Annotated in this window: 11 protein-coding genes; 1 reads left to right on the top strand and 10 read right to left on the bottom strand. The window is 67.8% G+C overall.

Features of this window, described 5'->3' with window-relative positions; translation table 11 throughout:
* Window positions 1–69: 69 nt before the first annotated feature.
* From KXV01_RS06490 to KXV01_RS06455, 8 genes are all read right to left on the bottom strand, one after another.
* A complete protein-coding gene (locus tag KXV01_RS06490) occupies window positions 70–1,341 on the bottom strand; it encodes a septal ring lytic transglycosylase RlpA family protein (RefSeq protein WP_049410553.1) in 1,272 nt (423 codons plus the stop codon).
* Complete coding sequence (mltB, locus tag KXV01_RS06485; protein ID WP_058982400.1) at window positions 1,338–2,483, bottom strand: lytic murein transglycosylase B; 1,146 nt, start codon at window positions 2,481–2,483, stop codon at window positions 1,338–1,340. The genes KXV01_RS06490 and mltB overlap by 4 nt, the downstream gene beginning before the upstream one ends.
* A 1,068-nt stretch (window positions 2,484–3,551) precedes the next feature.
* On the bottom strand, window positions 3,552–4,646 hold the full coding sequence (gene rodA, locus KXV01_RS06480) for a rod shape-determining protein RodA (protein ID WP_049415527.1): 1,095 nt from the start codon (window positions 4,644–4,646) through the stop codon (window positions 3,552–3,554).
* A gap of 100 nt (window positions 4,647–4,746) precedes the next feature.
* The gene (gene rodA / locus KXV01_RS06475; protein WP_263467610.1) at window positions 4,747–5,859 is read right to left on the bottom strand and encodes a rod shape-determining protein RodA; all 1,113 of its coding nucleotides are present in this window, start codon (window positions 5,857–5,859) and stop codon (window positions 4,747–4,749) included.
* Entirely contained in the window at window positions 5,856–7,934 is a 2,079-nt protein-coding gene (gene mrdA / locus KXV01_RS06470) for a penicillin-binding protein 2 (RefSeq protein WP_049415531.1), read from the bottom strand. Before mrdA ends, rodA (KXV01_RS06475) begins: the two co-directional genes overlap by 4 nt.
* A gap of 3 nt (window positions 7,935–7,937) precedes the next feature.
* Window positions 7,938–8,423 (bottom strand): rod shape-determining protein MreD, encoded by a 486-nt coding sequence (gene mreD, locus KXV01_RS06465; protein WP_005419400.1) that lies wholly within the window; start codon window positions 8,421–8,423, stop codon window positions 7,938–7,940.
* On the bottom strand, window positions 8,420–9,637 hold the full coding sequence (mreC, locus tag KXV01_RS06460; RefSeq protein WP_111096208.1) for a rod shape-determining protein MreC: 1,218 nt from the start codon (window positions 9,635–9,637) through the stop codon (window positions 8,420–8,422). The genes mreD and mreC overlap by 4 nt, the downstream gene beginning before the upstream one ends.
* A gap of 121 nt (window positions 9,638–9,758) precedes the next feature.
* Entirely contained in the window at window positions 9,759–10,805 is a 1,047-nt protein-coding gene (locus KXV01_RS06455; RefSeq protein WP_005419402.1) for a rod shape-determining protein, read from the bottom strand.
* A gap of 283 nt (window positions 10,806–11,088) precedes the next feature.
* Here KXV01_RS06455 and KXV01_RS06450 point away from each other — a divergent pair, with 283 nt between their 5' ends.
* Window positions 11,089–12,027: a carbohydrate kinase family protein gene (locus tag KXV01_RS06450; RefSeq protein ID WP_005411078.1), complete on the top strand. Its 939-nt coding sequence runs from the start codon at window positions 11,089–11,091 to the stop codon at window positions 12,025–12,027.
* Between the two features lie 186 nt (window positions 12,028–12,213).
* Here the strand turns inward: KXV01_RS06450 and KXV01_RS06445 are convergent, their stop codons facing one another.
* Both KXV01_RS06445 and KXV01_RS06440 read right to left on the bottom strand, forming a co-directional pair.
* Window positions 12,214–12,846 (bottom strand): HAD family hydrolase, encoded by a 633-nt coding sequence (locus KXV01_RS06445; protein ID WP_099495348.1) that lies wholly within the window; start codon window positions 12,844–12,846, stop codon window positions 12,214–12,216.
* Window positions 12,834–13,565 carry a lipoprotein gene (locus KXV01_RS06440; RefSeq protein WP_049415538.1) on the bottom strand — a complete coding sequence of 244 codons (732 nt, stop codon included), beginning with the start codon at window positions 13,563–13,565 and terminating at the stop codon, window positions 12,834–12,836. The genes KXV01_RS06445 and KXV01_RS06440 overlap by 13 nt, the downstream gene beginning before the upstream one ends.
* Between the last annotated feature and the right edge of the window lie 85 nt (window positions 13,566–13,650).

Raw genomic sequence — 13,650 nt, 5'->3', positions numbered from 1 at the left:
TGGAGGGTGGAACGTAGTGGCCATTGTAAGGCCGGGGCAGCATGGGCCGGCAGCACCGGCCCGGGCGGGTCAATCCTTGACGATCTGCGGCGAACCCAGGCCCAGACCGGCTATGCGGCCGACAAGTTCCGCGGCACTGGCATGGTCGCTGGCGGGAACGCGCAGGCGGAACAGGGTGCGGCCACCGGCGGCGATGTCGCTGATGGTCGCGCCGACGATGCCGGCGGCGTTGAGCTGGCCCATTGCGCGGTTGGCATTGTCGCGGCTGGAGAAGCTGGCGACCTGCACCATCACCGCGCCCACCACCTGCTGCGACAGGCTGGGGGCTGCTGCGGTGGCGGGCACCGTACGCACTGCTGCCGGCGCGACCGCGCGCGGCGCGGCGCTGGCGACGACAACCGGTGCCGCAGGGGTGCTGCGCACCGGCGGTGCGCTCGGCGGCAGGCTGCTGACCGCCACGTCCGGCACGGCGCTGGCCACGCCCTGGGTGGTGGCCGGCTGGCCACGCGCAGGCATGGCGTCGGCCGGCAGGCGCTTGACCAGGCGATCGATGTCGCTGTCGGCGGTGGCACGCGTGGCCGGTACCGGGCGCGCGCCGGCCACCGCGACCGCGGTTTCGGCGGCACGGCGCTCGCGGCGCGACGGCTTCTGCGCCAGCAGGTTGCTCTCGCCCGGCTGCAGCGCACGCACTTCCACGTTGCCGGTGCCGCGCTGGGTGATGCCCAGGCGCACTGCGGCAGCATAACTGAGATCGACCACGCGGCCGTCATGGAACGGGCCACGGTCGTTGACGCGCACGATGACCGATTCGCCGTTGTCCAGGTTGGTGACACGGGCGAAGCTGGGCAGCGGCAGTGTCTTGTGTGCGGCGGTGAACTGGTACATGTCGTAGACCTCGCGGTTGGAGGTCAGGCGGCCGTGGAACTTGGCGCCGTAGTACGACGCCGTACCGCGCTCGACATAGTTGCGGGTGTCGTCGAGCACCTTGTACGACTTGCCCAGCACCACGTAGGGCGATTTGTTGCCGATCGCCGAACGCTCTTCGGCGGTCACTTCCGGCTCGGGAATGCAGGCGACGTTGGGAATGTAGTCCGGGGTGCTGTCACGCACGCCGGGTTTGTACAGGCCGCCGGCGGTGTAGTTGCCGCGCGTGTTCGGGTCTTCCTTGGCCGCCGCATACGGCGAGCCCTCGGGGCAATGTGCCGGGCGCGCGCCGCGGCCCTGCACCACCGTGCCGCTGGGCTTGCCACCGTGGCCGGCCGTGGCCGGCTTCTTCGGCGCGCTGCTGCAGGCGGCCAGCGCGAAGACGATCAAGCTCGGGACCAGCCATCTGATGTTCATGCCGGGGGCAGCTCCTGTCCGGCGATGGCCTGCGACAACTGGAACACGGCCATCGCGTACATCTTCGAGAGGTTGTAGCGGGTGATCGCGTAGTAGTTCTGGAAGCCCAGCCAGTACTGCTTGCCCGTGCTGCCTTCCAGCGTGATCGGCGTGGCCGTGGCGCCCGGCTGCACCGGTGCGCTGGGCTGGTAGCCGCGCTCGGCCAGGTCGGCCAGCGACCAGGTCGGCATCCATTCGGTCGGGTTGAACTCCTCGCGCCCCGGCGCCAGCGTGGCCGGTACGGCCACCTGGCCACCCCGGACCCAGCCGCCCTTCTTCACGAAATAATTGGCGATGGAGGAGAACACATCGTCATAGCTGGTGAACAGGTCACGACGGCCATCGCCATTGCCGTCCACGGCGTAATCCAGGTAGCTGGACGGCATGAACTGGCCCATGCCCATCGCACCGGCATAGCTGCCCTTGAGCGTGGTGATGTCCAGCTTCTCCTCGCGGCCCAGCTCGAACAGCTTTGCCAGTTCGTCACGGAAGAACAGCTCGCGGCGCACTTCGCGTTCCAGCTTGGCCGGGTCGCCACTGCGCGGGTAGTAGAACGCCAGCGTGTACAGCGCATCGAGCACGCGGTGGTTGCCGGCATTTTTGCCGTAACTGGTCTCCACGCCGATGATCGCCACGATCACTTCGGCCGGCACGCCGGTGCGCTGCTGCACGCGATCCAGTTCGGCACGATGCTGGGCCAGGAACGCGCGGCCGCCATCAATGCGTGCCTTGCTGATGAACATCGGCCGGTATTCGTTCCACGGTTTGACCCGTTCAGCCGGGCGCGACATGGCAGCGATGATCGGCTGGCGCACCTGCGCCTGGTCGAGCACGCTGCTGATCTGCTCCGGCTTCAGCCCATAGCGCTTGGCCGTATCGGCAACAAAGCGGGCCCGTGCGACCTCGAACGGCACCGGGGTGAGATCGACCGGCGGCGCTGTAGCAGCGGCCGCTTCGGGCGCGGCCTCGGCCGGGCCGTGGGCCTTGGTGGCGGGCTGGCGCGGCGTACTGCTGGCCTGGGGCGAAGACGGTGGGGACTTCGGCTGGGTCGCGCAGGCGACCAGGCCGAGGGTGAGCATGCAGGCCAGAGTGCGTCGAATCATCGTCGCAGGTTAGCAGGTCATGGATGAATTAAAACCCCTAACACCATGAATCACAACGATTTGCCCGCGTTCAGCGAGAAATGTGAAGACGTCGTGATCGGGCTTCCCCATTCAGATAGAGGTGGCCGGTTGCGTCCCCATCCCCGCAGACGCAACCGGCGACCGGATCCGGTCGGTACCTGCGCGGCTGCCGCTCCCCAGTGACAGTTCCCCGCGCTCCCTGTACCCGTTGGATCAGTACTGCTCCCGCCCGACGCCCCCTCGCGCTGCATCGATTGACGGCGCGCCGTGCCGAACGGGCCGCCATTGTGCAGGCCGATTACGACAAGTCCATTGATCAAGATCAACGCGGTGTAAAAATGTGAACCAGCTAACGTTTTTTTCGGACTTTCGTCCGGGAGCGTGTTGCGTCGCATTGTGGTGAGAACGCTTCCACAACAGGCACTGCGCAACGTCAGAGAGTTTCCAGCCAACGGCGCAACCCCTCGTGGGTGGTGTCTGGGTGGTCGCGGAAAGCAGAAGCCGCGGGTGGGCCGGTCGGGTTGGGTACGCGGGGGACGCCGTGAATCCGTCCATGGAGGCTTGGCAGCCGCATCCAGATCAGACACCCCCCGCGTACCCAACCCGACCGTCCTCTGACAGATTTCGGAGGTCTGCCACCCACGGAGAAGAAAGAGAAGATCAAAAGCGGATCGCGGCGCTGCGCTTGCTCGTGATCCGAGCATGGCTATGCCGGTCGTCCTGACCGTCACCCTTCGCGCCGTCGCCATGGGTGACGTTGGCAGCGGCTCCTGCCGCTGCCTTCGGCTTTACAGGAAGCAATGAAGCGGGCGGCCAAGCTGCGTTTGCTTTTGATCCTTTTTCTTTCCGTGGGTGGACGAACACGGAATCTGCCAGCGGCCGGGTGGGTGGGCAGTGCGGGGTGTCCGCGGCATGGATGCCGCGGCCAAGCCCCCATGGATGGGTTCACGGCGTCCCCGTACTGCCCACCCACCCGGCCAGCCCTCAGCAATCCGGCTTTCAGCGACCCATTCCACCCACGAGGGGCTGCGCCGTTGGCTGGAAGCCCTATCCCCCGTGCACGGGCCGGTGCCCGCGTACCGCCATCACCAACCCGACGCCGGCCAGCAACGAGACAGCGGATGTCCCGCCATAACTGATCAGCGGCATCGGAATGCCCACCACCGGCAGCAGGCCGGAAATCATTCCGCCGTTCACCAGCACGTAGACGAAGAACGCCAGCCCCAGGCTACCGGCCAGCAATCGCGCGTGCGTGTCGCGCGCGTGCACCGCAATCCACAGGCAACGCCCCACCACGAACAGGTACAGCGCGAACAGCGTCACCACGCCGATCCAGCCAAACTCTTCGGCCAGCACCGAGAACGCAAAGTCGGTGGTGTACTCGGGCAGGAAATCCAGCGTGGCCTGCGTGCCCTGCCCCCAGCCGCGTCCCTGCCACCCCCCGGAGCCGATCGCGATGCGCGATTGCAGGATGTTCCAGCCGGTACCAAGCGGGTCGGCCGCCGGGTCGAGGAAGGTCAGCACACGATCCTTCTGGTATTGCCGCAGCAAGCCGAACCACGCCAGCGGTGCAGCCACTGCCAGCCCTGCCACCCCGGTCGCCAACCAGCCCCAGTGCAGGCCACCCAGCAACAACGCGAACACGCCACTGGCAGTAACCAGCGTGGCGGTGCCGAGGTTGGGCTGCATGAGGATCAATACCGCCGGCACGCCGATCAGCAGCCCGGCAGTCAATACCGTGCGCGGCGAGGGCGGCAGTGGTTGCCGATGCAGGTACCACGCCATCATCAGCGGCAGGCTGAGCTTGAGCAGCTCGGACGGCTGCAGGTAGAACACGCCGAGGTTCAGCCAGCGCTGCCCGTACTTGCCGGTGCCGATGACGTACACCGCCATCAGCGGCAGCATCGACAGCGCGTAGATCGCAGGGGTCCACGCACGCAATCGCAGCAGCGAAACACGCGACAGCAGCCACATTGCCAACAGCCCACCGGCAAAGCGTGCCGCCTGCCCGGCCACCGGGCCGGACACGCTGTGCAGCACCGCCAGGCCGGCGCCCATCAGGATCAACAACGCGCCCAGCAACGGCAGATCGATCGTGCGCAGCGCCTCACGGCAGCCGCCAAGCAGTCGTTTCCATTCCACGCGGGCACGGTAGCAACGGGTGCTTGCGTGAAGCTGTCATTGTGGTTCTGCGTTTGTAGAGTCGAGCATGGCTCGACTCTACAGAAGCGCGCAGCCGATGCTACCCGTAACCCCCGTGCACCGGGTTGTGGCTGCGCACCGCCATCACCAGGCCGAAACCGGCCAGCAGCGACACCGCCGAAGTACCACCGTAGCTGATCAGCGGCATCGGCACGCCTACCACCGGCAGCAGGCCGGAAATCATCCCGCCATTCACCAGCACGTAGACAAAGAACGCCAGGCCGGTGGCACCAGCCAGCAGGCGCGAATAGGAATCGCGTGACTGGCTGGCGATCCACAGGCAACGCCCGATCACCACCAGGTACAGCGCCAGCACGGTGGCCACGCCGATCCAGCCGAACTCCTCGCTCAGTACCGAGAACGCGAAGTCGGTGGTCTGCTCGGGAATGAAGTTCAGGTGCGACTGCGAGCCTTCGCCCCAGCCCTTGCCATCGAAGCCGCCGGAACCGATCGCGATCTTCGACTGGATGATGTTCCAGCCGGCGCCAAGCGCGTCCATCTCCGGGTCCAGGAACATCATGATGCGGTCCTTCTGGTACGGCCGCAGCAACCAGAACCAGGCCACCGGCGCGACCGCAGCCACGCCGCCCACGCCCAGCCCAACCCACCACCACGGCAGGCCCGCCAGCAGCAGCACGAACACGCCGCTGGCGGCGATCAGCACGCCGGTACCGAAGTCCGGCTGCAGCATCACCAGGCCGGTGGGTACGCCGATGATGACCAAGGCCACGAGCACGGTATTGAAGCGCGGCGGCAGCGGCATCTTGTGGAGGTACCACGCCACCATCATCGGCAGGCTCACCTTCAGCAGCTCGGCCGGCTGCAGGTAGAAGAACTTCAGGTCCAGCCACTGCCGGCCATATTTACCGGTGCCCAGCACGAACACCGCCAGCAGCGGGATCATCGAGATCGCGTAGATCATCGGCGAGGCCGAGCGGATGCGCAGGATCGGCACCCGCGAGATGCCCCACAGTGCGGCCATGCCCACCGCGAAACGCGCGCCCTGCGCCATCACCAGGCTGTCGCCACCAGCGCTCTTCAGGGTCGCCAGGCCAATCACCATCAGCGTGCCCAGGGCCAGGCACAGCACCCAGTCCAGCGTGCTGAAAAAGCGGCGCAGCATGTCGCCGGCCCAGCGCAGGAACACTCTCATCGTGCGGGCTCCGCAGGGGCCGGGCGCGGCGTGGCTGGCAGCGCGGCGGCGGGCGCACCCGGCTGCGGCGCAGGCGCCGGCTCCGGTGCGGGTGCGGGTGCACCGATCAGCACCGGATGCTCTCCCACCTGTGCAGCGGCGAGGTCACCGGCCTGGCGTGCGCCCGCGTCTTCGTTGTCGAACGCGGTGGCGCCGATGGCGGTGGTGCCGCGCTCGCTGTCCAGCGGCTGCATGCCTTCGGGCAACTTGCCCAGCAGGTAAGCGTCGAACACCTTGCGTGCGATCGGCGCCGCGGCCGAACCACCATAGCCACCACCTTCCACTGCCACCGCAATCGCGATGACCGGGTTGTCCGCCGGCGCAAAGCCGACGAACAGTGCGCGGTGACGCAGATGCATCGGCAGGCTCTTCGGATTCACGGCGGCGGTGCCCTTGCGGCTGATGACCTGCGCGGTACCGGTCTTGCCGGCCATCACGTACGGCGCACCGACGGCCACGCGCCAGCCGCTTCCGCCAGGCCGCATGGTTGCCATCATGCCCTCGCGCACGGCCTGCACGTTGTTGGGATTGGGGCTGACCGGCTTGCTCTCGCCGGGCGGCGTCGCCGTCCAGTCGCTGTCGAAGCCGTCGCGCTGCTGGATCACCAGGTGCGGGGTGCGCAGCTGGCCGTCGGCCAGGCCGCTGACGCCGCGCGCCAGCTGCAGCGGGGTGACCTTCCAGTCACCCTGGCCGATGCTGATGTTGACCGTATCGCCGGGATACCAGGCTTCCTTGCGGGTCTTCCGTTTGTAGGCCGGCGACGGCAGGATGCCGCCGATCTCGCCGGTGAGGTCGATGCCGGTCGGCTGGCCGAAGCCGTAGTACTCCATGTAATGGTCGAAGCGCTCGATGCCCAGGTCCAGCGCCAGCTTGTAGTAATAGGTGTTGACCGACTCGGCGATGGACTTGCGCAGATCAGTCCAGCCGTGACCGCCACGGTGGGCGTCACCCCAGCCGCGCGAGGTGCCCGGCAGGTAGAACATGCCGGTGGACAGCACCTTGTCTTCCGGGCGGCGCACGCCGGAGTCCAGTCCCGCCAGGCCGATCAGCGGCTTCAGGGTGGAACCGGGAGCGACGCCACCGAGCACCAGGCGATTGAACTGTGGCCGCGACGGGTTTTCGTTCAAGGCCTTGAAGTCGGCATGGGAAATGCCGTTGACGAACAGGTTGGGGTCGTAGGACGGCAGGCTGACCATCGCCAGCACTTCGCCAGTGCGCGGATCCATCGCCACCGCCGAACCTTCCTGGTCGCCAAACGCGGCCACCATCGCGCGCTGCAGGTCAGCGTCGATCGACAGCCGCAGGTCGGCGCCGGACTGCGCGGCGACGCGGCCGATGGTGCGGATCGCGCGACCCTGCACGTTGGTCTCGACCTGCTCGTAGCCGACCTTGCCGCGCAGCTGCTGCTCGTAATAGCGCTCCAGGCCGGACTTGCCGATGTGGGTCAGCGCGGCATTGCCTTCGCCGAGGATCTCCAGGTCCTTGTCATCAACGCGGCCGACGTAGCCGATGATATGCGCGAACAGGTCGCCGTACGGGTAACGCCGGGTCAGGTAGGGTTCGAGCTCGACACCGGGGAAGCGCCAGCGGTCGACGGCAAAGCGCGCCATCTCCTCGTCGCTCATGCGCAGCTTCAGCGTGACCGGCAGGAACTTGCGGCGCGCCTTGCGCGACCTGTTGAATGCTTCCAGCTCTTCCGGGCTGATGCTGATGATCTTCGCCAGCCCTTCCAGGGTGGCATCCATGTCCCTGACCTTGTCCGGGGTCACGTCCAGGCGGAAAGCCGGCACGTTTTCGGCCAGCAGGCGACCGTTGCGGTCGTAGATCATGCCGCGCCCCGGCACCACCGGCCGCGGCTTGATGCGGTTGGCTTCCGAGCGCGTGGCGTAGACGTCGTGGTCCAGCACCTGCAGCTTGAAGTACCAGCCGCCCAGGCCCAGCAGGCAGACCAGCACGCCCAGGAAACCCAGCGCCGCACGGCGGCGGAACTGTTCGGCTTCGGCATGCGGATTCTTGACCTGGCGGCGCGGGATCATGGCTCAGCGCCCGCGCTTGCCGAAGCGCACCGCGTCCAGCAGCACGAACACCAGCGGCCACAGGCCCATGCCCAGCAGCGGTGCCCACCAGTACGACCACGGCAGGGTCGGCTCATCCACCACGATGTGGACCAGCGCGCTGACGATGCGGTCGTTGAACAGCAGGCCGCCGATGGCCAGCATCTGCTGGGACATCGGGAAGAAGCGGATGCGCGCGCGGAAGCGCTGCAGGATGAAGGCCAGCATCACCAGCCGCAGCGCCTGTTCGCCCAGCACGCCGCCGTACAGCAGGTCGGCAACCACGCCGCTGGCGAAGGCGATGCCCAGGCCGACGCGCTCGGGGGCTTCGATGACCCAGTACGCCAGCACCAGCGCCAGCCAGTACGGGCGCAGCGGCTGCAGCAGCGCCGGCAGCGGCAGCAGGCCCAGCAGCAGCGCCACCACCAGGCTGGCCGGCAGCACCCACGGGTTGTCGCGCAGGCGGCTCATCGCTGCGCCTCCGGCGCGGTCGGTTGCCGGCCAGCGGCCGGCACTACCGTGGATCCAGCTGGGGGAGAGCCCCCCTCTTGTTGAGGGGGGGGCGCCGAAGGCGCGGGGGTAAGGGAGGATGCGCGGGGCGGTTGTGCCGAAGGTGCAGACGGCTCAAGGGGGCGCGCCAACGGCGCGGGGTTAAGGGAGGATGCGGGGGCAACAGTCCTCGTTTGCGACGAGGGCTGTTGCCGGCCAGCGGCCGGCACTACCGGGGCGCTGACCGGAGCCGGCGTCGTTGCCGCTGGCGCGGCTCCCGCAGGCACGCTGGCGCCGGTGGCCGGCCCCCCCGGGGCGGTTTCTTCCAGCTGCAGGCGCAGTTCCGGCGGAATGCGGATCGCCGCGCCCGGGCGCAGCAGCAGCACGTCGCGGCCGCGGTCGAGCTGGGCCGCCGGCTTCAGTTCGCCGACCAGGAAGGCATGGGTGTCGTCCGGGCGCAGGCCGGTGATGGTGCCGACCGGGAAGCCGGCCGGGAAGCGCCCGCCGAGGCCGGAGGTGACGATCTCATCGCCCACTTCCACGCCGGCGCTGAGCGGGATGTCGCGCAGCTCCAGCGTGTCGCCGCGGCCATAGACGATCAGGCGCACGCCGTTGCGGGCCACGGTGACCGGCACCGCGTGGTCGGGATCGGTCAGCAGCAGCACGGTGGAGGTGCCGCCGGTGACGCTGATCACCTGCCCCATCAAGCCGCCGGCGTCGATCACCGCCTGGCCGACGTGCACGCCCTCGCGGCTGCCTGCGTCGAGCACCAGGCGCTGCTTCACCGGGTCCAGGTCGATGTCCAGGATCGGCGCCAGCTGCACGTCCAGGCCACTGCGCTCGGCCACGTTCAGCAGTTCGCGCAGCTGGGCGTTGTCCAGCGCGGCGGTCTGCAGGCGGGTCAGGCGCGCGTTGGCCAGCAGCAGCTGGTTGCGCAGTTCACGGTTTTCAGTGACCAGCTGGGTATGGCTGGCGGCGGAATCCTTGACCTGGTTGCCGAGCTTGCCGGGCAAGCCAGCCAGTGCCCACACCGGCTGTACCAGGCTGTTGGCCTGCTCGCGCAGGCGTGCCAACCAGCCGGCCTGGTCATCGAGCACGATCAGGGTGATGGCCAACGCGAGATAGGCCAGCAACCGCAGGGGGCTGGCGGCATCACCGGATCGGGAGGCGACGGGAGGACCGGCGTAGGGCGGCACGGCAACGATTCAACTGGCAGAAGGCGGAAGGGAAACACGCGGGCGCCCCGCCGGTGCCGGCCCGCCATCACGGCGGGCCGCACCCCGGAAGGGCGCGGCGGGCAGGAACGGCCGGGACGGCTTATTCCGGCGCAAAGAACTCGTTGCCGTGCATGTCCACCAGCTCCAGCGCACGACCGCCACCGCGCGCCACGCAGGTCAGCGGATCGTCGGCCACCTGCACGTGCAGGCCGGTCTCCTCGGAGATCAGGCGGTCCAGGTCGCGCAGCAGGGCGCCACCACCGGTCAGCACGATGCCACGCTCGGCGACGTCGGCGCACAGTTCCGGCGGGGTCTGCTCCAGCGCCAGCTTGACCGCGCTGACGATGCCCGACAGCGGTTCGTGCAGGGCCTCGAGCACTTCGTTGGAGCTGATCTTGATCATCTTCGGCACGCCCTCGGCGAGGTTGCGGCCGGAGATTTCCATCTCGATCACTTCCGCCTGCGGGTAGGCGCAGCCCAGCTCGACCTTGATGCGCTCGGCGGTGGCTTCACCGATCAGCATGCCGTGGTTGCGGCGCACGTAGTTGGTGATCGACTCGTCGAAGCGGTCGCCACCGATGCGGACCGACGCCGAGTAGACGATGCCGTTGAGCGAGATCACCGCCACTTCGGTGGTGCCACCGCCGATGTCGATGACCATCGAGCCACGGGCTTCGGTGACCGGCATGCCGGCGCCGATCGCGGCGGCCATCGGTTCTTCGATCAGGAACACGTCACGGGCACCGGCTTCCTCGGCCGATTCCTTGATCGCGCGGCGCTCGACCTGGGTCGAGCCGGCCGGCACGCAGACCAGGACGCGCGGGCTCGGGCGCAGCACGCGCGACTTGTGCACCTTCTTGATGAAGTGCTTGAGCATCGCCTCGGTATAGGTGAAGTCGGCGATGACGCCGTCCTTCATCGGGCGGATGGTGGTGATGTGGCCCGGGGTACGGCCCAGCATCTGCTTGGCTTCGGCGCCGACGGCTGCCACCGAGCGGGTGCCACCGATGGCACGGTCCTGGCGCACGGCCACGACCGACGGCTCGTTCAGCACGATCCCCTGCCCGCGCACGTAGATGAGGGTGTTGGCCGTGCCCAGGTCGATGGACAGGTCGTTGGAGAACATGCCACGGAGTTTCTTGAACATCTGAGGAAGGAGTCCTGAGGGGTGTCGTGCCCGCCGCGGGATGGCGAAAAAATGGGCAGAAATCGAGGCCGACAAGCCTAGCAACCCGCCTGCCGCCGAGCAAGGAAAAAACTAGCTGAACCCGCGTCTTCACAGGCTTTCGGCCTGATCGGGTCTCACCCGGTTCTGGCCCTGAGCGGCACCAGCGGGTAACCTTTGCGCCGTCGGGCGCCCAAGGGCGCCGTTTGCTTGCCCGCTGAACCGGGCCGGCCCACCCCAAAATTCACCGCATAGGCTTACATCGATGTCCGCTCTGATCTGTGGTTCTCTTGCCTTCGACACCATCATGGTGTTCCCGGACCAGTTCAAGAATCACATCCTGCCGGACAAGGTGCACATCCTGAACGTGTCCTTCCTGGTGCCGCGCATGCGCCGCGAGTTCGGCGGCTGCGCCGGCAACATCGCCTACAACCTGCACCTGCTGGGCGGCCAGCCGATTCCGATGGGCACCGTGGGTTCGGACTTCGGCCCGTACCGCGAGTACTTCGAAGGCCTGGGCATCGACCTGTCGCGCGTGCGCGTGATCGATGAGCTGTTCACCCCGCAGGCGTTCATCACCACCGATCACGACAACAACCAGATCACCGCCTTCCACCCGGGCGCGATGATGCGTTCCTACGAAAACCACGTGCGTGGCGTGCCGGGCGTGACCCTGGGCCTGGTCGGCCCGGACGGCCGCGAAGGCATGATCCAGAACGCGCAGGAATTCCACGAGGACGGCATCCCGTTCATCTTCGACCCGGGCCAGGCCATGCCGCTGTTCAACGGCCCGGAACTGCGCGCCTTCATCGACCAGGCCGACTACGTGGTTGTCAACGACTACGAGTCGAACCTGCTGCAGGAACGCACCGGCTGGGACGAAAAGGAGATCGTCAGCCGGGTCAAGGCCTACATCACCACCCGCGGCCCGAAGGGCGCGGTCATCCACACCCCGGAAAAGAGTTACGACATCCCGCCGGCGCACGAGCGCCGCGTGGTCGACCCGACCGGCTGTGGCGACGCCTTCCGCGCCGGCCTGATCTACGGCATCCAGAAGGGCTACGACTGGCTGACCATCGGCCGCATGGGCAACCTGATGGGCGCGCTGAAGGTCGAGCACCCGGGCACGCAGAACCAGCGCTTCACCTTCGACGAGTTCAACGAGCAGTTCAAGCAGCAGTTCGGTTACGCGCTGGGCGCGTAAACCGAACTGCCCGCGCATCTGATCGGTGGTGTCGACCTTGGTCGACACTGCCGGCCCGCGGCCGGCACTACCGGAACCTCCGACCGACACGTGGCCTGCTCTCTGTAGAGCCGAGCCGTGCTCGGCTTGCGCGCGCCAGCGCGATCTGACCGGAGTGCAGCCGAGCGTGGGCTCGGCTCTACATCATCAGCCGCCCTGCCAGGCCGCCAGCAAGGTGCGGCAATCGGCGAAATGCCAGTCGGCGCGGCCCGGCCACGGGTTTTCCGGCAGGTTGACCAGTACGGTATGGGCGCCCGCGGCGCGGCCGCACTCCAGGTCGTAGGCGTGGTCACCCACCATCACCGCCTGCGCAGGCCCGATGCCCCATCGCCGCAGATGCTGCTGCAGGCCATCCGGCGAGGGCTTGGGCACCGCTTCATCGCGACCAATGATGTCGGCATCGTCGAACAACGCCCCGATCCCGATCGCCTCCAGCGTCAGCTTCGCCAGCGCATGATCATTGCGGGTCAGGATGCCCAGCCGGCAGCCAGCCGCCGCCAGCGCGCGCAGCAGCTTCACCGCACCCGGCGCGGGCAGCGCGTCCTCGGCCAGCGCGCGTTCGTGATCCAGCAACCACTCACGCTTGGCCTGCGCCGGTGCGTCGGGCAACGCCGCGATATGGTCGAGGATGTCTTCCTCGGCGGCGATCTGCAGCGCGCGGCGGATTGCGGCGAAATCATGCACGGCGACGGTCAGCGTGCCGTCCATGTCGAACACCCAGTGCCGGATCGCGGACAACGCGTGCACCGCGCTGCCCGCCGCACCCGTCACTGCCACCACTGCGGCATGCGGCTGGCGTCGACGCCGCCGGTTTCGAACACCGCCGTGCGGGTGCCGCCGGCCTTGACCGGGAACTCGATGCTGATCGACCTGCCCTTGCGCGCCAGCTTCCACAGTGCCTTCTGGTCGGTGATGAACAGGGCGATGGCCTCATCGGTCTTCGGGCGCCAGGCGGCCATCGACACCGGCTTGCCGTCGTCCACGGTCACTTTCACCGTGCACTGCGGGCAGCGGAAATCACCGGCCTGCAGCACCAGGTAAGCGTGCCGCTTCCACTCCGGGTGATCGCGGAACACCAGCTGCACCGGCTTGGCACCGCTGCCATCCACGTCCACCCGTTCCTTGCTGTAGATCTGCGCCGAAACCTGGTTGCCCTTGTTGCCCACCGGGATCTGGTTGTACTGCCACAGCGCCTGCATGCGGCGCAGGTCGCGCGCGGCATCGCCCTTGGCCTTGACCTCGTCGAAGCCTGCGGCGATGCGCTCGGCGGCGGCGGTGTCCTTGTACTGGTCCAGCAGCGAGGCGCCATGCAGGCGCGCGCGTTCCCAGTCCTGCGCGGCCACGGCCATGTCGTACTGCTTGGCCACGTCTTCGGCCTTGGCCTCCTTCTGCGCCTGCACGGCGGCCGCGGCGGCTTCCTGCGCCTTGCGTTCTTCCTCGGGGTTGCTGCAGGCGGCCAGCGCCAGGGTGCAGGCGGTGAGCAGGATCAGTCGTTTCATGGCGGAGGTCCTTTGCGAGTGCATCCCGATTCTATCGGCAGCGAAAAGCGGATACACCAACGGCGGGTTTCCCCGCCGTTGGTGG

Source organism: Stenotrophomonas sp. Ps181 (assembly GCF_025697425.1).
GTDB lineage: Bacteria > Pseudomonadota > Gammaproteobacteria > Xanthomonadales > Xanthomonadaceae > Stenotrophomonas > Stenotrophomonas sepilia.
Note: the sequence above shows the minus strand (reverse complement) of the source record. Positions and strands in the feature narration are given on the sequence as shown.

Bases quoted from the DNA above. Each gene is read 5' to 3' on its own strand.
- KXV01_RS06450 (WP_005411078.1), top strand. From the start codon at position 11,089: ATGTCCGCTCTGATCTGTGGTTCTCTTGCCTTCGACACCATCATGGTG.
- rodA (WP_263467610.1), bottom strand. From the start codon at position 5,859: ATGAGAGTGTTCCTGCGCTGGGCCGGCGACATGCTGCGCCGCTTTTTC.
- KXV01_RS06490 (WP_049410553.1), bottom strand. From the start codon at position 1,341: ATGAACATCAGATGGCTGGTCCCGAGCTTGATCGTCTTCGCGCTGGCC.
- mltB (WP_058982400.1), bottom strand. From the start codon at position 2,483: ATGATTCGACGCACTCTGGCCTGCATGCTCACCCTCGGCCTGGTCGCC.
- KXV01_RS06440 (WP_049415538.1), bottom strand. From the start codon at position 13,565: ATGAAACGACTGATCCTGCTCACCGCCTGCACCCTGGCGCTGGCCGCC.
- KXV01_RS06455 (WP_005419402.1), bottom strand. From the start codon at position 10,805: ATGTTCAAGAAACTCCGTGGCATGTTCTCCAACGACCTGTCCATCGAC.
- mrdA (WP_049415531.1), bottom strand. From the start codon at position 7,934: ATGATCCCGCGCCGCCAGGTCAAGAATCCGCATGCCGAAGCCGAACAG.
- mreD (WP_005419400.1), bottom strand. From the start codon at position 8,423: ATGAGCCGCCTGCGCGACAACCCGTGGGTGCTGCCGGCCAGCCTGGTG.